Consider the following 24078-nt stretch of genomic DNA (forward strand, 5'->3'; position numbering starts at 1 on the left):
CTCAGAAGGCCTTCCGCGCCGTACGACGGGTGGAGTCGACCCCGGTCAGTCGCAGGACGTGCCGCAGGGCGTCGGCGAGGGTGGCCTTGGTGGCGATGTCGCCGAACTCGATGCCCAGGGCCACGATCGTCTGGGCGATCTGCGGCCGGATGCCGGAGATGATGCAGTCCGCCCCCATCAGTCGGGCGGCGACGACGGTCTTCAGGATGTGCTGGGCGACCTGGGTGTCGACGGCCGGCACACCGGTGATGTCGATGATCGCGTACGGCGATCCGGTGTCGACCAGCGTCTGGAGCAGCCGCTCCATCACCACCTGGGCGCGGGCCGAGTCGAGGGTGCCGACCAACGGCACCGCGACCACGCCCTCCCAGAGCTTGACGACCGGGGTGGACAGCTCCAGGAGCTGCTCGGCCTGGTCGGCGATCAGCTCCTCACGTGCCTTGGTGTACGTCTCGAAGGTGAACAGGCCCATCTGGTCGACGAAGGCGCTGAACGCGACGTAGTCCCGCAGCCCCGTCGCGTCGGCGCCGCGGACGTCGATCAGGTCGAGCAGCACCTCTTTCAGCGCGAATACGCTGACCGCGGTCTCCGTGGCGCTGAAGCCCTGGCGGGCCCGGCTGCGGGACAGGTCGGCGAGCACGGCACGCAGTTCGGCGGCCGATTCGTCGCCCAGGTCGACGCCGCCCCCGCCGACCGCGGCCTGCAGGCCGCGGTTCAGATCCTCCACCTGCCGCTTGAGTTCGGCGCGGCTCTGCCGCCCGCGCAGCGAGGTGGCCACCAGATCGGTCCAGCGGTCGACGATCTGTTCGGAGTGCTGCGTGAGCAGGTCGGCCAGCCGGCCGGTCTCGTCCGTGTCCAGTGCCATCCGTGCCTCCCTCGCCCCCGGTCACCCGCCGGTGCGCCGCCGGGTCGGACCGGGCGGACTCTATCACCGCACTCCACCGCGTTAGTTGCTGCGCGTCAACGATTTTCGCGGACGTCACAGCTCGCCGTTTCCGCCCCGCCCGGAGCCCCGCCCCATCCGGGACGGATGGCTGACCGTGGAGTAACGTTCGGACGATAGGCGGGAGGTCGCGGATGTCGTTGACGGTGCACACGGAGCAACAGGGCAATCTGGTCGTCGTGTCGGTCGCGGGCGAACTCGACATGGCGACCGCGCCGCAACTTCAGGATCAGATCACAGATCTGCTCGACAAGGGCCGGAACCGGCTGGTCTTCGACCTCGCCGAGGTCTCGTTCTGTGATTCGACCGGCCTGTCGGTGTTCGTCCGGGCGAAGAACAGCTGTGACGAGGCCGGCGGCGTGGTGCGGCTGGCCGCACCGCAGCGTGGCGTGCTGCGCATCCTCGAGGTCAGCGGACTGGTCGAGGTGTTGCAGACCTACCCGACGGTCGCCGAGGCGGTCGCCGACGGCAGCACCACCGAGCCGGCCGCCGGCTGACCTCCGCTCACCGCGACGCGCCGGCCACGGCACCGGGTTCGTCCTCCAGATAGCGGGGTCGGGCCATCGCCAGGCCGGCGAGTGTCTGCACGACCACCGCGGCCAGCAGGAGACCGATCGGCAGGTGCCAGCCACCGGTCGCCGCGTAGAGCATGCCGACCAGCAGGGGGCCGAGCGCCGCGATCGCGTACCCGGTGCTCTGGGCGAACGCCGACAGCGCGACCGTTCCCTCGGCCGTCCTGGCCCGCAGGCCGATCGTCACCAGCACCAGCGGAAACGCCCCGTGCCCGATGGCGAGCAGGGCCACCCAGAGCAGGGCACCCTCGTACGGCAGGAACGCCAGGCCCACGTAGGCGACCGCCATCGCGGTCGAGAGCAGCACGATCGCCGGCCGCAGCGCACCCGCCCGGGTGGCCACCGAGGGCATGACCAGCGCCACCGGGATGCCGAACGCGGTGACCAGCGCCAGCAGCAGACCGGCGTTCTGGGCCGAGTAGCCGGCGTCCCGGAACATCTGTGCCAGCCAGCCCATCGCCGCGTACCCGCCCAGCGACTGCACCCCGAAATAGAGGGCCATGGCCCAGCCGAGCCGGGTACGGCCGGGCCGGAGCCGGCCGCCGCGGGTCGGACCGGCCGCGGCCGCCGACGGCCGCCGGGTGCGCCGGAGCGCCGCCGGCAACCAGGGCAGCAGCGCGACCGCGGCGAGCAGTGCCCAGGCGCCGAGTCCGAAGCGCCAGGAGCCGAACGCGTGCGCGACCGGCACGGCCGCCGCGGCCGCCACCGTCGTGCCGATCGTCAACGACATCGAGTACGCCCCGGTGACCAGTCCGGCCCGGTCCGGGAAGTACTGCTTGACCAGCATCGGCAGCAGGATGTTGGCGACGGCGACACCGGCCAGCGCGACGGCGGTCAGCGCCACGAAGACGTACGGGTTGCCGGTGAGGACCCGCAGCACCTGTCCGCCGGCGAGGACGGCCATCGCGACGGCCAGCAGTCGGGCCGGCGAGAGCCGGCGGACCAGCCACGGGGTCGTCGCGCCGAGGACGGAGAAGGCGATCGCCGGCATGGTGGTGATCAGGCCGGCCATCGCCCCGGACGCGCCGAGCCCGGCCCGGACCTCGTCGAGCAGGGCGCCCAGGCTGGTGACTGCGGTACGCAGGTTGAGCGCGACGAGCAGGATGCCGGCCAGGACCAGCAGCCCGCCACGAACCGCCGACCCGCTCGGGGAGCCTTCGGCGGCCGGCGGACCGGCGGCCGCGTCGATCGCCGGGGCAGGGGCCGCGGTGGTGGTCGGCGACGGTTCGACGCGCGCGGCGGTCGCCTCGGCGAGGGCGGTGGGTGGCGGGGTCATACCGGCGACCATACAATCATGGGATGATTTCGGGCCGGAGCTGTAACCGATGACACTGTCGTCGACGGGGTCCCGCGCCGGTGCCCGGCAGACCCTCGTCCGCCAGGTCATCGACCAACTCAACGAGCAGGTGACCCGCGGCGCCTGGCCGCTCGGCAGCAAGATCCCGACCGAGCCGCAACTCGTGGCGTCGCTCGGCGTGGGGCGCAACACGGTCCGCGAGGCGGTCCGCGCCCTCGTGCACGCCGGCGTCCTGGAGTGCCGGCAGGGCTCCGGGACCTACGTCACCTCGACCGACGAACTGTCCGGTGCGGTCGCCCGCCGGCTCGCCCCCACCGAGGCCCCGGAGGTCGTCCGGGCCACCCGGGCCGCCGAGGCCGTCGAGGTACGTCGGGCGTTCGAGGTGGAGGCGGCCCGGCTCGCGGCGTTGCGACGTACCTCGGCGGACCTTGCCGCGCTCGACGCCGCACTGTCCGCCCGGGAGGCCGCCTGGGAGTCCGGCCGGCTGGCGGTCTTCGTGGCCGCCGACGCGGAACTGCACACAACGATCGTGGCCGCGGCCCACAACTCGATGCTGGCCGAACTGTACGCGTCGTTCGGTACGGCGATGCGCGCCACGCTGACCGAGGCGATCGGCCCGGAACTGCACCCCGACCGGTACGTCGACCACTCCGCCCTGGTCGAGGCGATCCGGGCCGGCGACACCGAACGCGCGACGCGCGAGGCGGGTGCGTTCCTGGAGACACCCCTTCGGGCATAGGTTGTCGATCGACAGCGGCAATCTTCCCCGGAGGTTGGGAATGCTCAAGGGCTTCAAGGACTTCATCCTGCGCGGCAACGTCGTCGACCTGGCGGTCGGTATCGTGATCGGCGCCGCCTTCACCGCGGTGGTGACCCAGTTCACGAAGTCGTTCCTCGAACCACTGATCCGGGTGATCACCCTGCTGGTCACCGGCGAGAACGGGTTCGACCAGACCGCGCCGACGTTCCGGGGCGTCCCGTTCGACTGGCCGGCGTTCATCAACGCGGCGATCACCCTGTTCCTCACCGCCGCGGTGCTCTACTTCCTGGTGGTCATGCCGATGAACAAGCTCGCCGAGCGGCGCAAGCGGGGCGAGGAGCCGCCGCCCGCCGCGCCGAGCGAGGAGGTCAAGCTCCTCACCGAGATCCGCGACGCGCTGGTCGCCGCCGGCCGGGTGCCCGGCCGCGACGGCGACGCCCTCGACCGGCTGGTCAACCGGGAGCAGCCGCCGGCGCAGCGCTGAGTCCGGCACCCCGGCGGCGCTGGGGCGCCGACGATAGTCGAACATCTGTTCGATAAGGTCCGCGCATGGAGCAGCGGAAACACTGGTGGAACGGCAAGTGGGGACGACTCGCCCGGCGGGACGTCTACCTGCGCGCCGACGCCGACCGGTGGCATGTGGAACAGCGTGCGGGAGGCGCCGAGGGCGTCTCCCGCTTCTACGAGTTCGGCAGCGAGGACGACGCCCTCGACGCCGTACGCGCCCTGCTCGCCGGCCCCGACACCTGGCGGGAACTTTCCGCCCGGCCACCCGCCTGGTGAGCGGGCGCCCGGGTTTGACGGCGGTCGCCGGGGGTACCGAGGCGCCATGCGACCATCAGCCGAGCCGCCGTTCGCCGAGGTCGAATCCGGGATGCGGGTCGTCGACGCGACCGGGGCGGAGATCGGCCGGGTCGCCGTGTCCCGCCCGGGCGACCCCAACGCGGTGACCGTGCAGGCGCCGCCGGACGGCCCCGGCGACGCCCTGTCCGAGGTGAGCACGCCGGCCACGCCGGACGTGCCGCCGGACGCCGCCGCCCGGCTGCTACGAGCCGGCTACCTGCGCGTCGACGGCACTCCCGACCGCTACGTCGCGGCCGACCAGATCGCCGAGGTGACCGGCGACGTCGTACTGCTCAAGGTCAGGACGGATCAGCTGACGTCCGGGCGCTGACCGGCGTACCCGCCGCGCCGTCCCGGGCCGACGGCTCGGCTCCGGCGTGCTTTTCGGTCGGTGTTCCGACGCGCTCCGTGGCCGGTGCGGCACCGGGACCCCGGCGGCGGTGCATCAGCAGCAGCATGAGCCCACCGGCGACCAGGCCCCAGAACGCCGCTCCGATCCCGAGCACCGACAGGCCGGACGCGGTCACCACGAAGGTCACCGCCGCGGCCTCCCGACCTTCGAGGGCGGCCACCGCCGCCGCGAGCGCGGACGCCAGCGCACCCAGCAGGGCGAGCCCGGCCACCGCCTCGACCAGCACCGGCGGCGAGAGGAGTACGAACGCGGTGGCCAGCCCGGCCGTCAACCCGAGTACGACGTAGCCGACGCCCGACGTCACCGCGGCGATCCACCGGCGGTCCCGGTCCGGGTGTGCGTCCGGGCCGGCCACCAGCGCCGCGGTGATCGCGGCGAGGTTGACGACGTGGCCGCCGGCCGGCGCGGTCAGGCCGCTGGCGATCCCGGTGCCGACCAGGATGGGGCGCAGCGGCGCCCGGTAGCCGTAGTTGGCCAGGACCGCCATGCCGGGCACGTTCTGCGAGGCCATCGTGACAACGAAAAGCGGCAGTGCGACGCTGACCAGCGCGGACAGGTTCCAGGTCGGTGCGGTGAACTCGAGAACCGGCAGCAGGGTCGCCCCGGCCAGGCCGCCGGGCGGGCCGGACACCGCGATCGCGACGACGGCCACGACGAGCGCGGCGGGCACCGCCCACCGGCGGGCGAAGCGCGTCAGCACCGCCCAGGTGAGGATCACCGGCGCCGCCATCAGCGGTACGTCGATCAGCGCCCGGACCGGGGCGATGCAGAGGCTGAGCAGTACGCCGGCCAGCATGGCGCTGGCGATCGGCTGCGGAATGGCGGCGATCCACCGCCCGAGTACGGGAAACAGGCCGGCCGCGACGATGAGGGCGGCCGCCACCAGGAACGCGCCGACGGCCGCGCGGAACCCGCCCTCGACCGCCCCGGTGGAGACCAGCAGGGCCGCGCCCGGAGTGGACCAGGCGACGCTGATCGGCAGCCGGTGGCGCAGGCTCAGCAGGATCGCCACCAGCCCCATCACGACGCATAGGGCGAAGAGGCCGGAGGCGGCCTGCCGTTCGGTGGCGCCCACGGCCCGCAGTCCGGCGAGCACCACCGCGAAGGAACTGGCGAAGCCGACGAGGGCGGTCACCACGCCGGCCAGCACCGGTTGTGCCAGACGTCCCATCGGCGGCCTCCCCCCACGAACACACCGTTCCGCAAACGGAACGCTTCGGTCATGCACCATAGCCGGATGGATTCGCGTCGTACAACCCGCCGACCGGCGGTCGACGGAGGCGGCGAGGGCGCCGGGGTCGGCCGACGGGTCCGCGAACTCCGGGAGGCGCGGGGCATCTCGCTGTCCGCCCTGTCCCGACGTGCCGGCGTCGGCAAGGCGACCCTGTCCGGCCTGGAGAACGGCACCCGGAACCCGACCCTGGAGACGCTCTACGCGGTGACGGCCGAGCTGGGCGTACCACTGGCGGCCGTGATCGCCGCGCCCGGTACGGAATCCGCGACGATCCGCGGTACGGCGGTCGAGGCGACCCTGCTGCGGGCCTTCGACGAGGACGACGTCACCTTCGAGCTGTACCGGCTGCGGGTGCCGCCCGGGCCGCCGCAGACCTCGCCGGCCCACCAGCGGGGGGTGACCGAACACCTCACCGTCTTCAGTGGAGTACTCCGCGCCGGCCCTGCCGACGCCCCCGTACTCGCCGGCACCGGCCAGCACATCTCGTGGACCTCCGACGTACCACACGTCTACGGCGCGGTCGGTGACGACGAGGTGCACGCGAGCCTGCTGATCCGCTACCCGGGCCGCTCCCTCCCGTAGACCGCCGGATTCCGCGCCTCGTACCGACCGCGCCGGCTGGATACGATGTCGGCAGTGACACGGGGTGCCCGCCCTTCCGAGCGGGCTGAGATCACACCCGTCGAACCTGATCTAGTTCGTACTAGCGAAGGGATGTCCGGGTGAGACCACGCCTGTCCGCCGCCCCGCGGTCGACCGACCCGACCAACCACCGACAGACACCACGGGTGCTCTCCATCGCGGGCACCGACCCCACCGGCGGCGCCGGGATCCAGGCGGACCTGAAGAGCATCGCCGCCAACGGCGGGTACGGCATGGCGGTCGTCACCGCCCTGGTCGCCCAGAACACGATGGGCGTCCGGTCCGTACACATCCCGCCGGTGGAGTTCCTCACCGAACAGCTCGACTCGGTCAGCGACGACGTCGAGATCGACGCCGTGAAGATCGGAATGCTGGCGAACTCGGCCATCATCGAAGCGGTGGCCGACTGGCTCCGCCGGCAGCGGCCACCGGTCGTGGTCCTGGACCCCGTCATGGTCGCCACCAGCGGCGACCGGCTGCTCGACGAGCGCGCGGTCGACGCGATCCGGGAACTCGTCCGGCACGCCGACCTCGTCACCCCCAACATCCCGGAACTCGCCGTCCTCGCCGACGAGGCGACAGTGTCCCGATGGGACGACGTCCTGAAGCAGGCGCACCGGGTGTCGACCACGTACGGCGTGACCGTCCTGGCCAAGGGCGGGCACCTCGATGACCGGTACGCCCCCGACGCGCTGGTGGACGCCGCCGGGCAGCTGTCCGGCGGCCGGGACGTCGTCGAGTTCGCCGGCGAACGGATCGAGACGACCAACACGCACGGAACCGGCTGCTCGCTGTCGTCGGCCCTGGCGACCCTGCGCCCGCGGTCACCCGGGTGGGAGGACGCGGTCGACCAGGCGAAGCGCTGGCTGACCGAGAGCATCGCCCACGGTGCGGAGTTGCAGGTTGGACACGGCAACGGCCCGATCAGCCATTTCGCGGGCCTGTGGGCCGCTCACGATCCCTCGTAGCCCGACCGGCCCACACCGGCCACCCCGTGCTCGCGCAGCAGTGTGAGCAGTCTGTCGTGCGGAACCGCATACCTGACGTGGCCGTTGAACCCGACGGTGGTCGTCGCCATGAACAGCGAGTTCAGCAGCGCCTCCTCGGTCGCCTCGAGAACGGCGGCGAACAGCGGGTCCACGTCGGACTCCGGCAGTACCGGCAGGTCCACCTCCGCCGTGGCGAACGCCAGCGCGTAGTCCCCGCTGCCGCTGGTGAAGTCGGACCCCACCCGACCCATCGCGAAGATGGCACGGCGGGCGAGACGGCCGAGCTGGCGGGCGTCCAGGCGGGCATCGGTAGCGACCACGATCACGCACGAGTTTCCGGGGTGCTCGGCGTCCGCACCCGGTCCGACCGGCCCCGGCGCCGTCCGCGCCACCGGCACACCCACCCGCTCGCGCGGCACCGGCACCCCGCACACCCGCAGCACGCCGGAGAAGTTCGACTGGACGAGCACCCCGACCGTCGCGGGTCCGCGCGAGGTCGTGGCGACCCGTGACGACGTACCGATCCCGGCTTTGAAGCCCAGGGCGCCGGTGCCGGTGCCGGCGCCGACACAGCCCTCGTCCGGCAGCCCGCCGGTGGCGCCGGACAGTGCGGCGAGCACGTGTTCCTCGGTCACCGGCCGGGCCCGGATGTCGGAGAGGAAGCCGTCGTTCGTCTCGGCCACCACCGGGTTCACCGATTGCGCGGCTTCCCGTCCGGGCATCGAAAGCAGGTACGTCACCAGCGCGTCCGCGACTCGGAACGTCGACAGGGTCGCGGTCAGCAGCACCGGCGTCTCGATCTCGCCCAGCTCCTCCACCTGGGTCGAGCCCACGATCTTGCCGTACCCGTTGCCGACCGACAGCCCGGCCGGCAGCGCCGGCCGGGTGAGCAACTGATCCGGTACGACCGCGGTGACGCCGGTACGGATGGTCTCGCCGGACACGATCGTGGTGTGCCCGACCCGTACGCCGGCGACGTCGGTGATGGCGTTGTGGACACCCGCCGGCAGCCCACCGACGACGATTCCGAGCTGTCGGGCCCTACGCGGTTCCTGCACGACCGGACGCCTCCTGAATCTTGGCTACGCCTTCCCGGCTTCCTCGCCGATCCTGCCCGTCAGGAGGGCTGTGCCGCGAGATGGTCGCGCACCCGCCCGACAAATGCCGTCACCGCCTGGGGATCAGGCGTCCGGCCGGCCTGGAACATCGCCAGCTGCAACGCCGGCCCGAACTGCTCGTGGCCGTTCATGTCCTCGCGCCGTACCGGCTGGACGACGAAGTGGATGTGGCCGGGCCTGCCGCCGGCGTGCGACCACAAGCAGACGTAGACCTGTTCCGGGCTGGTCAGCGCCGTCACCGCCGATCCCGTACGCCGCAGCAGCGGACCGAGTTCCGCGCTCTCACCTTCGGTCAGCTCGGCGACCTGGACCACGTGCCGCAGCGGCTTGACGATCAGCGTGCCGACCCCGAGCGGCCCGACGCAGTGCTCGACCACCCAGTGCGGCGTCTGGTGAACCCTGCCGCCCGGTACGGCTGCCCGGCCCGCGGTGAGGTCGCAGGCCAGACAGCCGGTGACGTCGTCCATCCGAACCCTCCAGACCTGCCACCCGCGGCAGGTCGCACGACCGCAGGTCTTCCGGATCCCGAGTGGGCCGCCAGGGACTCGAACCCTGAACCTATGGATTAAAAGTCCACAGCTCTGCCTATTGAGCTAGCAGCCCGCGCCGACCAGGCTACCTGACCGGCGCCCAGGGGTCGCACAGTTACTTCCCCATGGACCGACGGTGGCTCGGACGCGGTCGTACGGGTGCCGGCCGTCGCCCGCTCCGCCGGGTGCGGGCGCGGTCAGATGTGGTGCTCTGCCGGAAAGCCGGTCCAGCGCAGCGCGGCGGGGAGGTGTCCCATGTCGTTGAAGAGCACGAGCGCCGGTGGACGGTCCGAGCGGTACAGGATCGTGGTCAAGGCACAGTTGCCCTGGTTGAGGCCGAGCCAGCGCTCCGGAGGGGCGTCGAGGGCATGCCGAACCAGCCAACCGATCAGAAAGTTGTGGGTGACCACCAGCTCGTGGGTGTCCACGTCCGTCTCGGGCGGTACGGCGTACCGCGCGAGGGCAGCGGCGGCCAGGTCCGCACCCAATCTGTATTCCTCGTCGGAAACGTCATCGAGGAACCGGGTGTACACATCGGGCAGCGCCTGCGGGTCGGCCACCGGTGGGATGTAGTCACCCACCAGTTCCGAGGGATGGACCGGTACGCCGGGAAGGTGCTCGCAGATCAACCGTGCGGTCTGCTCCGCGCGGGGCAGCGGTCCGTGGTGGACCGTACTGATCGGAAGGGTCGCCAGCCGCCGCCCCAAAAACCCGGCCTGCTCGCGGCCCCGCTCGGTCAGCGTTCCGTCGGCCAGGGCTTCACCGTGTCGCACGAGATGCAGAAAACGGCCTGCCATGCCACCTCCCCGCTCCAGCTCATTGCCATGGCCGGATCGTCTCCGGCCTGACGCATCCCATCTCCGGATGGAGTCAGAGTTTGGCACAGATAGCAGAAATGGTTGTGGGCCATCCGTTTCGGATGGCCCACAACCATGAAGAAGTCCGGCGGTGTCCTACTCTCCCACACCCTCACAAGTGCAGTACCATCGGCGCTGGAGGGCTTAGCTTCCGGGTTCGGAATGTAACCGGGCGTTTCCCCTCCGCCATAACCGCCGTAACACTATCGACTTATCAAACACCACCCCAACACCACCCAAAATTTCTGGGCGGGGGTCGGGTGTTCGTTTGTCGGGAATCACACAGTGGACGCGTAGCAGCTTAGTAGTCAAGTCCTCGGCCTATTAGTACCGGTCAACTCAACACGTTACCGTGCTTACATCTCCGGCCTATCAACCCAGTCGTCTAACTGGGAGCCTTACCCCACCAAAGTGGGTGGGATACCTCATCTTGAAGCGAGCTTCCCGCTTAGATGCTTTCAGCGGTTATCCCTTCCGAACGTAGCCAACCAGCCATGCTCCTGGCGGAACAACTGGCACACCAGAGGTTCGTCCGTCCCGGTCCTCTCGTACTAGGGACAGCCCTTCTCAAGTATCCTACGCGCACGGCGGATAGGGACCGAACTGTCTCACGACGTTCTAAACCCAGCTCGCGTACCGCTTTAATGGGCGAACAGCCCAACCCTTGGGACCTGCTACAGCCCCAGGATGCGACGAGCCGACATCGAGGTGCCAAACCATCCCGTCGATATGGACTCTTGGGGAAGATCAGCCTGTTATCCCCGGGGTACCTTTTATCCGTTGAGCGACACCGCTTCCACACGCAAGTGCCGGATCACTAGTCCCGACTTTCGTCCCTGCTCGACCCGTCAGTCTCACAGTCAAGCTCCCTTGTGCACTTACACTCAACACCTGATTGCCAACCAGGATGAGGGAACCTTTGGGCGCCTCCGTTACCCTTTAGGAGGCAACCGCCCAGTTAAACTACCCACCAGACACTGTCCCTGAACCGGATCACGGCCCCAAGTTAGATACCCAAATCAACCAGAGTGGTATTTCAAGATTGCCTCCACCTGTACTGGCGTACAAGCTTCACCGGCTCCCACCTATCCTACACAAGCTAATTCAGATACCAATGTCAAGCTATAGTAAAGGTCCCGGGGTCTTTCCGTCCTGCCGCGCGTAACGAGCATCTTTACTCGTAATGCAATTTCGCCGGGCCTGTGGTTGAGACAGTGGGGAAGTCGTTACGCCATTCGTGCAGGTCGGAACTTACCCGACAAGGAATTTCGCTACCTTAGGATGGTTATAGTTACCACCGCCGTTTACTGGCGCTTAAGTTCTCAGCTTCGCCCCGAAGAGCTAACCGGTCCCCTTAACGTTCCAGCACCGGGCAGGCGTCAGTCCATATACATCGAATTACTTCTTCGCATGGACCTGTGTTTTTAGTAAACAGTCGCTTCCCCCTGCTCTCTGCGGCCATACCACGCTCCAGGAGCAAGTCCCTTCACGCGTCCGGCCCCCTTCTCCCTAAGTTACGGGGGCAATTTGCCGAGTTCCTTAACCACAGTTCGCCCGATCGCCTCGGTATTCTCTACCTGACCACCTGTGTCGGTTTGGGGTACGGGCCGCTAAGAACTCGCTAGAGGCTTTTCTCGGCAGCATAGGATCACTGACTTCACCTGAATCGGCTCGGCATCACGTCTCAGCCACAAGGTGTGCGGATTTGCCTACACACCGGCCTACACGCTTACCCCGGCACAACCACCGGCCGGGTCCAGCTACCTTCCTGCGTCACCCCATCGCTTGACTACTACCCGCCAGGTTCCCAGGCTCACCAGCATCAGTCCGAAGACCTCCACCAGATCACATGGTTAGCACAACAAGGTTCATCATGGGCGCTCTTTCGCGGGTACGGGAATATCAACCCGTTGTCCATCGACTACGCCTCTCGGCCTCGCCTTAGGTCCCGACTCACCCAGGGCGGATTAACCTAGCCCTGGAACCCTTGGTCATCCGGCGGAAGGGTTTCTCACCCTTCATTCGCTACTCATGCCTGCATTCTCACTCGTGCCGCGTCCACAACTGGATCACTCCGCTGCTTCACCCCCGGCACGACGCTCCCCTACCCATCCACACACCTGCACCCGGAACCAAAGGCTCCAGGCGAAGTAAAAATGTGAATGCCACAGCTTCGGCGGTGTACTTGAGCCCCGCTACATTGTCGGCGCGGAACCACTTGACCAGTGAGCTATTACGCACTCTTTAAAGGGTGGCTGCTTCTAAGCCAACCTCCTGGTTGTCTATGCGACCCCACATCCTTTTCCACTTAGCACACGCTTAGGGGCCTTAGCTGGTGATCTGGGCTGTTTCCCTCTCGACTACGAAGCTTATCCCCCGCAGTCTCACTGCCACGCTCTAACTTACCGGCATTCGGAGTTTAGCTGATTTCGGTAAGCTTGTAGGCCCCTAGACCATCCAGTGCTCTACCTCCGGCAAGAAACACGCAACGCTGCACCTAAATGCATTTCGGGGAGAACCAGCTATCACGGAGTTTGATTGGCCTTTCACCCCTAACCACAGGTCATCCCCCAACTTTTCAACGTTGGTGGGTTCGGCCCTCCACACGGTCTTACCCGCGCTTCAGCCTGCCCATGGCTAGATCACTCCGCTTCGGGTCTAGAACATGCGACTAAACGCCCTATTAAGACTCGCTTTCGCTACGGCTACCCCACACGGGTTAACCTCGCCACATGCCACTAACTCGCAGGCTCATTCTTCAAAAGGCACGCCGTCACCCCTAAAGGCTCCGACGGATTGTAGGCGAACGGTTTCAGGTACTATTTCACTCCCCTCCCGGGGTACTTTTCACCATTCCCTCACGGTACTAGTCCGCTATCGGTCACCAGGAAGTATTCAGGCTTACCAGGTGGTCCTGGCAGATTCACGGCAGATTACAGGGGTCCGCCGCTACTCGGGAACATCCACAGAAGACCAGCCACTTTCACCTACCGGACTATCACCGACTACGGTTGGCTTTCCCACACCATTCGGCTAGCAACTGGCTTTATAACTTCTCGAACAAGTGTCAGCTTGTCCAGCAGAGTCCCACAACCCCGACCACGCAACCCCTGACAGGTATCACACGCAACCGGTTTAGCCTAAATCCGCTTTCGCTCGCCACTACTCACGGAATCACTATTGTTTTCTCTTCCTACGGGTACTGAGATGTTTCACTTCCCCGCGTTCCCTCCACACACCCTATGCATTCAGGTGCGGGTGACATCACATGACTGATGCCAGGTTTCCCCATTCGGACACCCTGGGATCACAGCTCGGTTGACAGCTCCCCCAGGCCTATCGCGGCCTCCCACGTCCTTCATCGGCTCCTGGTGCCAAGGCATCCACCGTCCGCCCTTGACAACTTGACCACAAAGATGCTCGCGTCCACTGTGTAATTCTCAACAAACGACCAACCCACAACCCACAGCACCACACCAGACCACAACCCAGCCCCTTCACAGAGACCACATCGCGCGGTATGCGGCACCAGGCCATGCCTGGACCATCCGAAACAACAACCCACCACGTGGCTTGTTCTTTCAGGACCCAACAGGATGCTCACATCCCCCACCAGCCGCACCACACCACCGTTCCCACCCCGAAAACTCGGAGCTGTACTAGATCCATGTGGCCGTTGCCGGCAGAAAACTCACCAGTGTCTCCGCCAAATGAGCAACCCCGACCCGACATCCGCAGGCCGCGGGCTCCTAGCCGACCTTCGCCGGCAGGCGCTCCTTAGAAAGGAGGTGATCCAGCCGCACCTTCCGGTACGGCTACCTTGTTACGACTTCGTCCCAATCGCCAGCCCCACCTTCGACGGCTCCCTCCCTTACGGGTTAGGCCACCGGCTTCGGGTGTTGCCGACTTTCGTGACGTGACGGGCGGTGTGTACAAGGCCCGGGAACGTATTCACCGCAGCGTTGCTGATCTGCGATTACTAGCGACTCCGACTTCACGGGGTCGAGTTGCAGACCCCGATCCGAACTGAGACCGGCTTTTTGGGATTCGCTCCACCTCACGGTATCGCAGCCCATTGTACCAGCCATTGTAGCATGCGTGAAGCCCTGGACATAAGGGGCATGATGACTTGACGTCATCCCCACCTTCCTCCGAGTTGACCCCGGCAGTCTTCGATGAGTCCCCGGCATAACCCGCTGGCAACATCGAACGAGGGTTGCGCTCGTTGCGGGACTTAACCCAACATCTCACGACACGAGCTGACGACAGCCATGCACCACCTGTGAACGGCCCCGAAGGACCCGACATCTCTGCCGGATTTCCGCCCATGTCAAACCCAGGTAAGGTTCTTCGCGTTGCATCGAATTAATCCGCATGCTCCGCCGCTTGTGCGGGCCCCCGTCAATTCCTTTGAGTTTTAGCCTTGCGGCCGTACTCCCCAGGCGGGGCGCTTAATGCGTTAGCTGCGGCACAGAGAACCGGAGAGGCCCCCACACCTAGCGCCCAACGTTTACAGCGTGGACTACCAGGGTATCTAATCCTGTTCGCTCCCCACGCTTTCGCTCCTCAGCGTCAGTATCGGCCCAGAGACCCGCCTTCGCCACCGGTGTTCCTCCTGATATCTGCGCATTTCACCGCTACACCAGGAATTCCAGTCTCCCCTACCGAACTCTAGCCTGCCCGTATCGGCTGCAAGCCCGCAGTTGAGCTGCGGGTTTTCACAGTCGACGCGACAAGCCGCCTACGAGCTCTTTACGCCCAATAAATCCGGACAACGCTCGCGCCCTACGTCTTACCGCGGCTGCTGGCACGTAGTTGGCCGGCGCTTCTTCTGCAGGTACCGTCACTTGCGCTTCGTCCCTGCTGAAAGAGGTTTACAACCCGAAGGCCGTCATCCCTCACGCGGCGTCGCTGCATCAGGCTTCCGCCCATTGTGCAATATTCCCCACTGCTGCCTCCCGTAGGAGTCTGGGCCGTGTCTCAGTCCCAGTGTGGCCGGTCGCCCTCTCAGGCCGGCTACCCGTCGTCGCCTTGGTAGGCCATCACCCCACCAACAAGCTGATAGGCCGCGAGCCCATCCCAAGCCGAAAAACTTTCCACCCCCAACCATGCGGTCAGAAGTCATATCCGGTATTAGCCCCCGTTTCCGAGGGTTATCCCAAAGCCTGGGGCAGGTTACTCACGTGTTACTCACCCGTTCGCCGCTCGAGTACCCCGAAGGGCCTTTCCGCTCGACTTGCATGTGTTAAGCACGCCGCCAGCGTTCGTCCTGAGCCAGGATCAAACTCTCCAACAAAAACTTGTCGAAAAATCCATCCCGGCAATCAAAGATTGCCAAAGGAATCCAAACCAGCAAACCATCCCCACCAAAAAGGCGGAAACAGAAAACCAGCCCGGGAAATAAATCATAAATTGGCACTGGCTTACAAAGCACCCTGTTGAGTTCTCAAAGAACAAACACACACCAAACCCGAACCCCACCAACAAGCAGGACCCGAGCCCGGGGCAACTCCTCCACGTTACCTGTCGGACTCGCCCGCGTCAACCCTCAACTTCAGGATCACCATGGTTTCGTTCGACAGTCCCCACGCTCACGCTCGCCAAGACCTGGCGCTCGTTTCGAGTCGAAGGAAGATCCAGCAGCCCGGCCGGACCCGCTCTTGCGGCTTGTCCGTCCGGCTCGCTACCGGCCTCGCTACACTACCAGGTCAGTGTTTCCGCGTCAAGCCCCATTTTCAGGCCCTCTTCGTCTGCTCCTGACCCTCCCCGCAGTGCTTCCCACCGGCATTCCGGTGCTCGACACTTCGGGGAGCCAGCAGAACCGGCCGAATCACCACTCTCGCGGTGTTCCCGCCCGGCTCCCTGCCGGCACGCAGAACATTACCCAAGGCCCACGTGATCACAAAATCGGGGGTGACCGCCCGCCGATCCGCACTCCACTTTGGCCGGTCCGGCGCCCGGAGGCGATGCCGGACAGACTCTTCCGCTCTTCGCCGGCTCAGCCGACGGCCATGCCCGCGAACGTGCCGAGCACGATGAAGGGCCCGAACGGCAGATGCCCCGACCATCGCACGCGTCCGGCCGCCATCAATGCCAGCGCACATACGGCCGACGCCACGAACGCCAGCAACAGACCGGCCACGAGCGCCCCCCAGCCGAGCCAGCCGAGTACCGCCGCACTGCTGAGGACCAGCTTCGCGTCACCGAGTCCGAACCCACGGCGGCCGAGAAGAAGGGTGGTAAAGGCAAAGAGCGCGGCGACTGCCGTACCCGCGCACAGTGCCCGTACCAATCGGGTCGGATCCTGACCGGCGACCGCGGCGAGGGTGAGCAGGGTCCAGGTCCCCGCCGTGGCGGTCCAGGTGAGACGGTCCGGAAGCCGGTGTACGGCGACGTCGACGAAGGTGAGCGCGACGGCGCAGGCCGCCCACCATGCGAAGGCAAGCGTCGTCAGTACCGGTTGACCGGCGAGGACGAGGCTCACGCCGGCGACGACGACGGCCAGCTCGACCAGCAGTGTGGGGGCGCCCACCCTGGTTCCGCAGCGGTCACACCGACCGGTGGGCAGGAGTACGCCGACGGTGCCGTCCAGGCCGACCGGAGCGGCGCAGTTCGGACAGTCCTCGCGCCGGGTCTCGCCGGCGGGTACCGACTCGGTCGCCACGACGGCCCGGAGCAACGGCGTCAGGGTGAGGACCCGGAGCAGTCGTACGGGCCAACGGATGGTTCTGACCTCGGCCGTACCTGCGCGAACCGGGTGCGTACCCGCGAGCGACATAGTCCTCGATCGACGCCGAGAACGATCACCATCAGTAGTTGTCCCGTCGCGCTCACGCGGCACCTCAGGCCGTCTGGCCGCAACCCGGGGCTCATCTTCCGAAAACGGCCACATCATGACTCTCCCTTGCATATCCCACTGCCACCGGCGACGGAGTGGCCGCTTTGTCAATCTTGGAGGCCGCAAAAAGGTGACCGTCGGTAATACTCCACGGTTTCGGCGACACTTTTCAAGATCGTCACAGTACGTATTCCTCGTTTGTGACCTCTTCTGCACAAGCGCCGACCAGCCTATGCTCCCCCTTGGGTGATGAGCTACCGCCGGGAAACAACTGCCGAACCCCGGCGTTAGAGCGAAAAGGGTGGGGGACCGTGCGCTGCATGGAGGGCAGCGGCACGCGATTCGGGCTGTCGTCCGGAACGCGTTTGTAATCCAAACCGGCAAATACGCAACGCGGATACACCTCGGCCTCAGACTGGCACGGTGGTGGTGATCCGTCGCGCCCATCATGCCGGAGAGAAGTCTCTGACCAGCCTCTATCCGACCGAGTCCGCTCTCCGGAGCTGGCCGAACGGCGGTGGTTCAGAGGAAGGAAAGGCCTTTGCGTAGACCGTATCCAGGCCGACCCACTGTCGGTCTGATCGCCGTCGTCGCCATCGTCGCGCTTACCTCCTGCGCGCCCGGCAACGAATCTGGCGACACCTCAGAATCGGGGAACCGCGCTGCGGCCGCCCCGAGTACGGATCCACGTAAAGAGGAGGCGTCCGAATCCGCCCTGGCCGCCTACGCCGGTTATCTCGCCGCCTCCAGGGCAGCCGAGTCGGTGCCCGATTACCAACACCCCGACCTTAGGAAGTATCTGGCCGACCCGCTGCTTACCCGGGTACGTCTTGCCATTCGTGACGTGAAGGACCACGGTGCCATGCGAACAGGTTCTCTTGTCTCCGACCCCACGGTGACCTTCGTCGACCTGGACGCGGTACCCGCGACCGTGTCCATCCAGGACTGCTTGGACGGCACCGACTACAAGTTGGTGTACGCCAAAACCCGCAAGGAGGTGCCCGGCACCGCGAGCGGGCGGTACGTCGCCACCGCGACCGCCACCCTCTACCCCGACGGGCGCTGGCTGATCAGCGCCGGTGCCTCCCACGCGGACCAGCCGTGCTGACCCGGCGACTGATCGCGATCGGTGCGGGGCTGGCCCTGCTGCTGGTCGGCACGCCGGTGCTCGCGGCGAACCCGAACGGTGGTGCCGAGTGCCCACCCGGCCAGACCACCTGTGACGTGTGGGGCGATGACCCCGGGAATCCGGGCGGTGGCGGAAACTCCGGCGGCGGCAACAGCGGAGGTGGCGGCAGCGGCCGCAAGTGCTACGACCAGGGGCAGGAGATTCCCTGCTACGACGACGTGCTCGGCTGGTGGAACTCGGAGAACCGCTGCCGTTACAAGCTGGTCGAGCCCCAGCCCGCAGGCGGACCGGAGGGCCAGACGCAATACATGCGTAGCTGCAGCGGCCCCGGCGGAGCCATCTCGGGTCTCGAGTGGCTGGACGACCCGCCGCCGGGCTTCGAGGCGCCGCCGTCGCCGGACGATGTCGCCCGCCGGCTGCTCGCGACGATCGAAATGAAGCGCCCGGTCATCTCCACCGCCCCCGGAGCGGACGGCGCCGGCCTCGTCGGCCTGCCGGTCTGGCTGTGGATCGATCCTGGACGGGCCTACTGGGGACCGATCGCCGACGAGCGCGAGGAACAGGGCGTACACGTCCGGCTCGAGACGAAGGCACACAAGATTGTCTGGGATCTCGGTGACGGCAGCGATCCGATCGTCTGCACGAACCCCGGTGAGCGCTACACCCCGGCCAAGGCATCGCAACAGCCCCGCTGTGGCCGCTCGGCCGGTTACCGGAAATCGAGCCGCGACCAGCCGGGTGGCCGGTTCACGGTAACCGCGACGACGCACTGGGACGTGCGGTGGTGGAGCGGCACCCTGAGCGGAACCATCGAGGACCAGGTGCGTACGAGTTCGGCCAGCGTCGAAATCGACGAATTGCAGGTGGTGACCAGATGACGCTCACGACGACACGCAACGAACCGGTAGACGCGCCGATCGCGCCGCCCCGGGTGGTTCGGCAGCGGCGGATGCGGCCCGGCCTGCTCGGCCTGGCGGTGCTCCTGGTCGCGCTCGGCGGTCTCGGCTCGGCGTTCGCGGTGACGTCGGTACGCGCGACCGGCTCCTACCTCGCCGTCGCACGGCCGGTCACGGTCGGCTCGGTGTTGAGCACCGACGACCTGGTCACCGTTCAGGTCGCGGGCGGCCAGGGGCTCGCCCCGGTGCCGGCCGGCCAACTCGACCAGGTGGTCGGCAAGCGGGCGGTCGTGGGTCTGGCCGCCGGCACGCTGCTCACCATGTCGCAACTGACGGACCAGCCGCTGCTCGGCCCCGACCAGCAGCAGATCGCGCTGGGCCTCGCGGCGAGTGAGGTACCGGCCCGGAAGCTGAACCCCGGTGACCGGCTGCTGCTGGTGAGCACGCCGGCGAAGAACAGCGAGGGGAACGCCCCGAGCACCCGCTTCGAGGCGACCGTGATCGACATGGCCGCTGACCGGAACAACGTGGTGCTCTACATCGCGCTGGCGAACCGTGACGTGGCCGCCGTGGTGGCGCTCGCCGCCGGCAACCGGATCGCGGTCGTCCTGACCGGGGCAGCCTGACCATGGCTGTCATCGCCCTCGTCTCGGCGAAAGGATCGCCCGGCGTGACGACGACGGCGCTCGCCTGCGCGCTGTCGTGGCACCGCCGGATGGTCCTCGCCGAATGCGACCCGGCCGGCGGCACGATCATGGCCGGTTACCTGGCCGGCGCCGTCGAGGGCCCCCGGGGCATCGGCGAACTCGCTGTCGCCGAGCTGCGTGACGGCGACCTGGAGACCGACTTCTGGTCGCAGCTGATCGACCTCGACGCGCCACGGCGGGAACGGCTGCTGCTGCCCGGCGTCGTCGATCCGGCCCAGGCCGGCAGCGTCATCCCGCTGTGGCAGCGGTTCGCCGACTTCTTCACCGATCTGGAGAAGGGCGATCCGGCGTACGACGTGCTCGTGGACTGTGGCCGACTTCAGGTCGTCGGCCCACCGTGGCCGGTGTTGCGGGCCGCCGCGATCGTCGTGGTCGTCACCGGGGCACATTTGCCGGAGCTGTCCAGCGCCCGCGCCACGGTGAAGGCGATCCAGCGCGACTTCGCCGAGCATCGGGTGCCGCCCGGCTCGTTGCGGCTGCTGGTGGTCGGTGACGGGCACGGCCGGGGCGAGATCAGCAAGGCGTTGCAGTTGCCGGTCATCGGGACGTTGCCGCGCGATCCGCGTACGGCCGAGGTGCTCAGCCACGGCGGGACGGTGCGGGCCGGCCGGCCGTTGATGCGTGCGGCCGGGGCCCTTGAGGTCCCGGTACGGGCGTTGTTGGACCGGCGGCGGGCCCGGCTGTCGTGGCCGGCCGCCATCGGGGAGGCACCGCATGCGGTTTGAGCTGGTATCGCACGATCCACGCAACGGTTCGCACGGTGCGACGTCGACGGTGCCGCCGGTCACCAACGGTCGGCATCATCCGCCGCCCGAGACGCCTGTTCAGCCGGCCCCGCCCGTCGCGCCGCCGCCGGCCCGGCCGCGGCTGGACTTCGCCGTCGTCCGGGAGTTGCGCCGCGAACTCAGTGAACGGCTCACCCTGTGGCAGCGCGGGCGCGAGTTCACCGTCGACGAGGAGGACGTCGAGCGGGCCCGGCTGGCGGTGGCGGTGGTCGCCGAGTACGCCGACGCCGTCCGGCGCGCCGGCACCCCGATGCCCGCCGTCGAGGAGCGGGCGCTGCTCGACCAGGTCACCGCGGAGCTCGTCGGGCTGGGCCGGTTGCAGACGCTGCTCGTCGACAACTCCATCGAGGAGGTGCACATCCTCGGCTGCGACCAGGTGCGGATCACCCGGCGGGGTGGCGGCGTCGACTGGGGCGACCCGATCGCCGACAGCGACGAGGAGATGGTGGAGATCCTGCAGGCCGCGGCACGCCGGGCGGGTGCCACCGAGCGGTCGCTGTCGACGTCCAAGCCGACCCTCGACCTGCAGCTGCCGGATGGCAGCCGGCTGGCCGCGGTCTATCTGGTCAGCCACCGGCCGTACGCGGTCATCCGCAAGCACAACACCCTCGACGTGTCCCTCGACGACCTCGCCGGTGGTCGGGGCGACCTGGACGAGATGGTCGACGTGCTGGTCCGCGACTTCCTGCGGGCGGCGATGCGGGCGGGCCTGAACATCATGGTCGCCGGGCTGGCCGGGGCGGGAAAGACGACGGTGGTCCGGGCGCTGATGAACGAGATCCCGCCGGACGAGCCGTACGTGTTGCTGGAGGAGAGCCGGGAGCTGCTGCCGGCGCGGCGGCTGGCCAAGCACCGGGCGGTGATGAGCTTCGAGTCCCGGGAAGGGCACGGCGAACGCGGCGCGGACGGGCGACCGGCCGGCGAGGTCACGATCGCCGACCTGATCCCGGTGGCGTTGCGGATGGGTGTGCTGCGGATCGTCGTCGGCGAGGTCCGGTCCCGGGAGATCGTGCCGATGCTCCAGGCGATGACCACCAGCCGAGGGTCGATGTGCACCATCCACGCCCGTACCCCGGCCGGGGTGAGCGAGCGGATCATCGAGCTGGCACTCGCGCACGGCCGGGAGATGACGGTCGACCAGGCCCGTCGCATGGCGGGCAACGCCCTCGACCTGATCGTCTATGTCACCGTCGAGGACGAGACCGCGATCGGCGGACGTAAGCACCGCTTCGTCTCGCACGTCGAAGAGGTCATCGGCGCCGCGGAGGGAAGCCGGATCAGCACGACGACGGTCTTCGGCCCGGGCCCGGACGGGCGGGCGGTGCCGCAGCACCTGCCGGAGCGGATCCGTGAGCAGTTGCTGCGGATCGGTTACGACGCGCGGATGCTGAGCCGCTACATCGAGGCCGGTACGGGAGCCTGGCGGCGGCCCCGACACACCAGGCTGAGGCGGCGGTCGTGACGCTACCCGCCAACATCGAACTGATCGCGGTGATCTCCGGTGCGGCCTGTGCCGGTGGCCTGGTGCTGGCGGTGGTCGCGCTGGTCGGCACCAGCCGGCCAGCGGCTCCCCGGTCCGGCAACGACTGGCTGCACCGGCTCTGGCTCGGCGCGAGCCCCAACCGGCGCGACCAGCGCCGCCACCAGGCACTGCTGGCCGGCGCGCTGATCGCCGGCGCGGTCGCGTTCCTGATCACCGGGCTGCCGATCGTCGGAGTGCTGGTCGCGATCGCCGTGCCGGGAGCCCCCTGGCTGTTCACCGTCGGCAAGGCGGAGCAGCGGGCCATCGCCCGGATCGAGGCCGTCGGCGAATGGACCCGCCGGCTCAAGGACGTCTCCAGTACCGGCCAGGGACTCCAGCAGGCGATCGTCGGCACGGTCACCAGCGCCCCGGAGGAGATCGAGGAGGAGGTACGGCTGCTCGCCGCCCGCCTGCAGGCCGGCTGGATGGGGCGTACCGCGCTGCTGGCCTTCGCCGACGACATCGGCGACCCGGTCGGTGACCAGGTGGTCGCGGCGCTGATCCTGCACCTGACCGACCGGGGTGAGCGGCTCGGCGACGTGCTCGGCTCGATCGCCTCGGCGGCGGCAGCCGAGGTGGCGACCCGTCGGGAGGTGGAGGCGAAACGTACCCAGCCGCGGTTCGCGGTGCGCTTCCTGACCGGGATGACGCTGCTGGTGCTCGGCTACGGGTTGCTGAACCCGGAATACATGCAGCCGTACGGCACTCCGGGTGGGCAACTCGTCATGGTCGTCCTGGGCGGCCTGTTCGTCGCGCTGCTCGCCTGGGTCCGGTCGATGAGCCTGCCGCCGAAGCCGGCCCGGTTCCTCGCCGCCCCGAGCGTCGACGAGGTGTTGCGGTGATCCTCAACCTGCACCTCACGATCGCGGTCGTCGGCGGCGCCCTCGTCGGTCTCGGCATCTTCCTGGTGATCCGCGAAGCGCTGCCGGCTACTCCCGCGCTCGCCCCGGCACTGCGCCGGCTGCACCAGCCGGCGACCGGCAGGCGGCAGTCGGTGAAGGGTGGCCGCGATCTGGAATGGCTCGGCGGGCTGGCCCGCTGGGTCCGGCCGCCGGTGCGCGATCTGGCCCTGCTCGGCCGTACGCCCGAGCAGTACACCCTGTCGCTGCTGCTCTCCGCCCTCATCGGGCTGGCCACCCCGGCGCTCGGCGCGGTGCTGCTGACCGCCGGCGGAATCGACCTGCCGGTCACCGTCCCGGTCCTGGCCAGCCTCGGCATCGCCGGTGCGATGGCGCTGATCGCCCACCGGGACGTACTCGCCAAGGCGGAACGGGCGCGGCGCGAATTCAGCCGGGCGGTCTGCACCTATCTCGACCTGGTCGCGCTGCAACTGTCCGCCGCGCACGGGCCGGTGCAGGCGCTGGAGCAGGCGGCGGCGGTCTGCGACGGCTGGGTCTTCGAACGGATCCGCGAGGCGCTGCGGATGGCCCAGCTCCAGATGCACTCGCCCTGGGAGGAGCTACGCACCCTCGCCGAGGAGATCGGCGTACCGGAACTCGGCGACGTCGGCTCGATCATGCAGATGTCCGGTGCCGAGGGCGCCCAGGTGCACGAGACTCTCCGGCAACGGGCCGACTCGCTGCGTGACCAGATCCGCACCGACAACCTCGCCCGGGCGGAGGCGGTCACCAGCCGGCTCGACATCCCCGGCGCACTGCTGGTCTTCGTGCTCATCGGATTCGTTCTCTACCCGTTCATCACCCGGATCTGACCACTACACCAACCCTCGACCCCACGACACCGACACTGGAGGAAGACGATGGCCGTCCTCTACTACCTGCAGGCCAGGATCACCCAGCGGCTGGCCGAGTTGCGCCGCCCCGAGGAAAGCGACCGGGGTGACGGACCGGTACCGACCGCGATCATCATCGCCGGACTCGCGGTGCTTGGCGTCGCGGTACTCATCTGGGCCACCGGTCTGGTCCAGCAGTACATGAACACCGAGGTCCCCAACATGCCGGGTGCCCCCGGTGTCGGAGACGGCACCTGAGCCGTGCTTCCACC

General features: G+C 68.0%; 22 protein-coding genes, 1 tRNA gene, 3 rRNA genes and 1 riboswitch. Of the genes, 15 read left to right on the forward strand and 11 right to left on the reverse strand.

Features of this window, described 5'->3' with window-relative positions; genetic code table 11:
• Window position 1: 1 nt before the first annotated feature.
• Entirely contained in the window at window positions 2–865 is an 864-nt protein-coding gene (locus Prubr_RS11010) for an STAS domain-containing protein (protein WP_212824597.1), read from the reverse strand.
• Window positions 866–1077: 212 nt separating this feature from the next.
• On the opposite strand from Prubr_RS11010, the gene Prubr_RS11015 reads away from it, so the two are divergent.
• Window positions 1078–1440 (forward strand): STAS domain-containing protein, encoded by a 363-nt coding sequence (locus tag Prubr_RS11015; protein ID WP_212824599.1) that lies wholly within the window; start codon window positions 1078–1080, stop codon window positions 1438–1440.
• Window positions 1441–1447: 7 nt separating this feature from the next.
• On the opposite strand, the gene Prubr_RS11020 is transcribed toward Prubr_RS11015, so the two are convergent.
• On the reverse strand, window positions 1448–2791 hold the full coding sequence (locus tag Prubr_RS11020) for an MFS transporter (RefSeq protein WP_212824601.1): 1344 nt from the start codon (window positions 2789–2791) through the stop codon (window positions 1448–1450).
• Window positions 2792–2840: 49 nt separating this feature from the next.
• On the opposite strand from Prubr_RS11020, the gene Prubr_RS11025 reads away from it, so the two are divergent.
• The 4 genes from Prubr_RS11025 (at window position 2841) to Prubr_RS11040 (ending at window position 4746) form a co-directional block, all read left to right on the forward strand.
• Window positions 2841–3551, forward strand: coding sequence for a FadR/GntR family transcriptional regulator (locus Prubr_RS11025; protein WP_212824603.1), 711 nt, complete (start codon window positions 2841–2843; stop codon window positions 3549–3551).
• Window positions 3552–3591: 40 nt separating this feature from the next.
• Window positions 3592–4056 (forward strand): large conductance mechanosensitive channel protein MscL, encoded by a 465-nt coding sequence (mscL, locus tag Prubr_RS11030; protein WP_212824605.1) that lies wholly within the window; start codon window positions 3592–3594, stop codon window positions 4054–4056.
• 65 nt (window positions 4057–4121) lie between these two features.
• Window positions 4122–4355, forward strand: a complete 234-nt coding sequence (locus Prubr_RS11035) for a hypothetical protein (RefSeq protein WP_212824607.1) — start codon at window positions 4122–4124, stop codon at window positions 4353–4355.
• Between the two features lie 46 nt (window positions 4356–4401).
• The gene (locus Prubr_RS11040; protein WP_212824609.1) at window positions 4402–4746 is read left to right on the forward strand and encodes a hypothetical protein; all 345 of its coding nucleotides are present in this window, start codon (window positions 4402–4404) and stop codon (window positions 4744–4746) included.
• Here Prubr_RS11040 and Prubr_RS11045 read toward each other — a convergent pair.
• Complete coding sequence (locus tag Prubr_RS11045; protein WP_212824611.1) at window positions 4715–5998, reverse strand: benzoate/H(+) symporter BenE family transporter; 1284 nt, start codon at window positions 5996–5998, stop codon at window positions 4715–4717. The two genes, Prubr_RS11040 and Prubr_RS11045, sit on opposite strands and share 32 nt — an antisense overlap.
• A 66-nt stretch (window positions 5999–6064) precedes the next feature.
• Here Prubr_RS11045 and Prubr_RS11050 point away from each other — a divergent pair, with 66 nt between their 5' ends.
• Together Prubr_RS11050 and thiD are read left to right on the forward strand one after the other, a co-directional pair.
• A complete protein-coding gene (locus Prubr_RS11050) occupies window positions 6065–6643 on the forward strand; it encodes a helix-turn-helix domain-containing protein (protein WP_212824613.1) in 579 nt (192 codons plus the stop codon).
• Between the two features lie 50 nt (window positions 6644–6693).
• A riboswitch (TPP riboswitch) is annotated at window positions 6694–6793 on the forward strand.
• Window positions 6784–7671 carry a bifunctional hydroxymethylpyrimidine kinase/phosphomethylpyrimidine kinase gene (gene thiD / locus Prubr_RS11055; protein WP_246568546.1) on the forward strand — a complete coding sequence of 296 codons (888 nt, stop codon included), beginning with the start codon at window positions 6784–6786 and terminating at the stop codon, window positions 7669–7671. Its footprint overlaps the riboswitch before it by 10 nt.
• Here the strand turns inward: thiD and Prubr_RS11060 are convergent.
• The 8 genes from Prubr_RS11060 to Prubr_RS11095 all read right to left on the reverse strand — a co-directional run bounded on the left by Prubr_RS11060 (window position 7656) and on the right by Prubr_RS11095 (window position 16876).
• Window positions 7656–8750, reverse strand: coding sequence for a P1 family peptidase (locus tag Prubr_RS11060; RefSeq protein ID WP_246568548.1), 1095 nt, complete (start codon window positions 8748–8750; stop codon window positions 7656–7658). The genes thiD and Prubr_RS11060 overlap by 16 nt on opposite strands.
• A 59-nt stretch (window positions 8751–8809) precedes the next feature.
• Window positions 8810–9277, reverse strand: coding sequence for an HIT family protein (locus tag Prubr_RS11065; RefSeq protein WP_212824615.1), 468 nt, complete (start codon window positions 9275–9277; stop codon window positions 8810–8812).
• A gap of 63 nt (window positions 9278–9340) precedes the next feature.
• Window positions 9341–9413, reverse strand: a tRNA-Lys gene (locus tag Prubr_RS11070).
• A 124-nt stretch (window positions 9414–9537) separates the two neighbouring features.
• On the reverse strand, window positions 9538–10137 hold the full coding sequence (locus Prubr_RS11075) for a histidine phosphatase family protein (RefSeq protein WP_212824618.1): 600 nt from the start codon (window positions 10135–10137) through the stop codon (window positions 9538–9540).
• Between the two features lie 143 nt (window positions 10138–10280).
• A 5S ribosomal RNA gene (gene rrf / locus Prubr_RS11080) occupies window positions 10281–10397 on the reverse strand.
• Between the two features lie 104 nt (window positions 10398–10501).
• A 23S ribosomal RNA gene (locus tag Prubr_RS11085) occupies window positions 10502–13607 on the reverse strand.
• Between the two features lie 371 nt (window positions 13608–13978).
• Window positions 13979–15493: ribosomal RNA gene (locus Prubr_RS11090) — 16S ribosomal RNA — on the reverse strand.
• The 16S, 23S and 5S rRNA genes sit together here, the layout of an rRNA operon.
• 702 nt (window positions 15494–16195) lie before the next feature.
• Complete coding sequence (locus Prubr_RS11095) at window positions 16196–16876, reverse strand: prepilin peptidase (protein ID WP_246568550.1); 681 nt, start codon at window positions 16874–16876, stop codon at window positions 16196–16198.
• A gap of 700 nt (window positions 16877–17576) precedes the next feature.
• Here Prubr_RS11095 and Prubr_RS11100 point away from each other — a divergent pair.
• The 8 genes from Prubr_RS11100 to Prubr_RS11135 are packed head-to-tail and all read left to right on the forward strand — an operon-like array spanning window position 17577 to window position 24064.
• On the forward strand, window positions 17577–18143 hold the full coding sequence (locus Prubr_RS11100; RefSeq protein ID WP_212824622.1) for a hypothetical protein: 567 nt from the start codon (window positions 17577–17579) through the stop codon (window positions 18141–18143).
• A complete protein-coding gene (locus Prubr_RS11105) occupies window positions 18137–19042 on the forward strand; it encodes a hypothetical protein (protein ID WP_212824624.1) in 906 nt (301 codons plus the stop codon). Before Prubr_RS11100 ends, Prubr_RS11105 begins: the two co-directional genes overlap by 7 nt.
• Complete coding sequence (locus Prubr_RS11110; RefSeq protein ID WP_212824626.1) at window positions 19039–19686, forward strand: SAF domain-containing protein; 648 nt, start codon at window positions 19039–19041, stop codon at window positions 19684–19686. The genes Prubr_RS11105 and Prubr_RS11110 overlap by 4 nt, the downstream gene beginning before the upstream one ends.
• A 2-nt stretch (window positions 19687–19688) precedes the next feature.
• Window positions 19689–20492, forward strand: a complete 804-nt coding sequence (locus tag Prubr_RS11115) for a CpaE/TadZ family protein (protein ID WP_212824628.1) — start codon at window positions 19689–19691, stop codon at window positions 20490–20492.
• Entirely contained in the window at window positions 20482–22014 is a 1533-nt protein-coding gene (locus Prubr_RS11120; RefSeq protein ID WP_212824630.1) for a TadA family conjugal transfer-associated ATPase, read from the forward strand. Before Prubr_RS11115 ends, Prubr_RS11120 begins: the two co-directional genes overlap by 11 nt.
• Window positions 22011–22916 carry a type II secretion system F family protein gene (locus Prubr_RS11125; protein WP_246568552.1) on the forward strand — a complete coding sequence of 302 codons (906 nt, stop codon included), beginning with the start codon at window positions 22011–22013 and terminating at the stop codon, window positions 22914–22916. The genes Prubr_RS11120 and Prubr_RS11125 overlap by 4 nt, the downstream gene beginning before the upstream one ends.
• Entirely contained in the window at window positions 22916–23785 is an 870-nt protein-coding gene (locus Prubr_RS11130; RefSeq protein ID WP_212827870.1) for a type II secretion system F family protein, read from the forward strand. Before Prubr_RS11125 ends, Prubr_RS11130 begins: the two co-directional genes overlap by 1 nt.
• 48 nt (window positions 23786–23833) lie before the next feature.
• The gene (locus tag Prubr_RS11135) at window positions 23834–24064 is read left to right on the forward strand and encodes a hypothetical protein (protein WP_212824632.1); all 231 of its coding nucleotides are present in this window, start codon (window positions 23834–23836) and stop codon (window positions 24062–24064) included.
• The last annotated feature ends 14 nt before the right edge of the window (window positions 24065–24078 follow it).

It is taken from the genome of Polymorphospora rubra (assembly GCF_018324255.1).
In the GTDB taxonomy this organism is placed as follows: domain Bacteria; phylum Actinomycetota; class Actinomycetes; order Mycobacteriales; family Micromonosporaceae; genus Polymorphospora; species Polymorphospora rubra.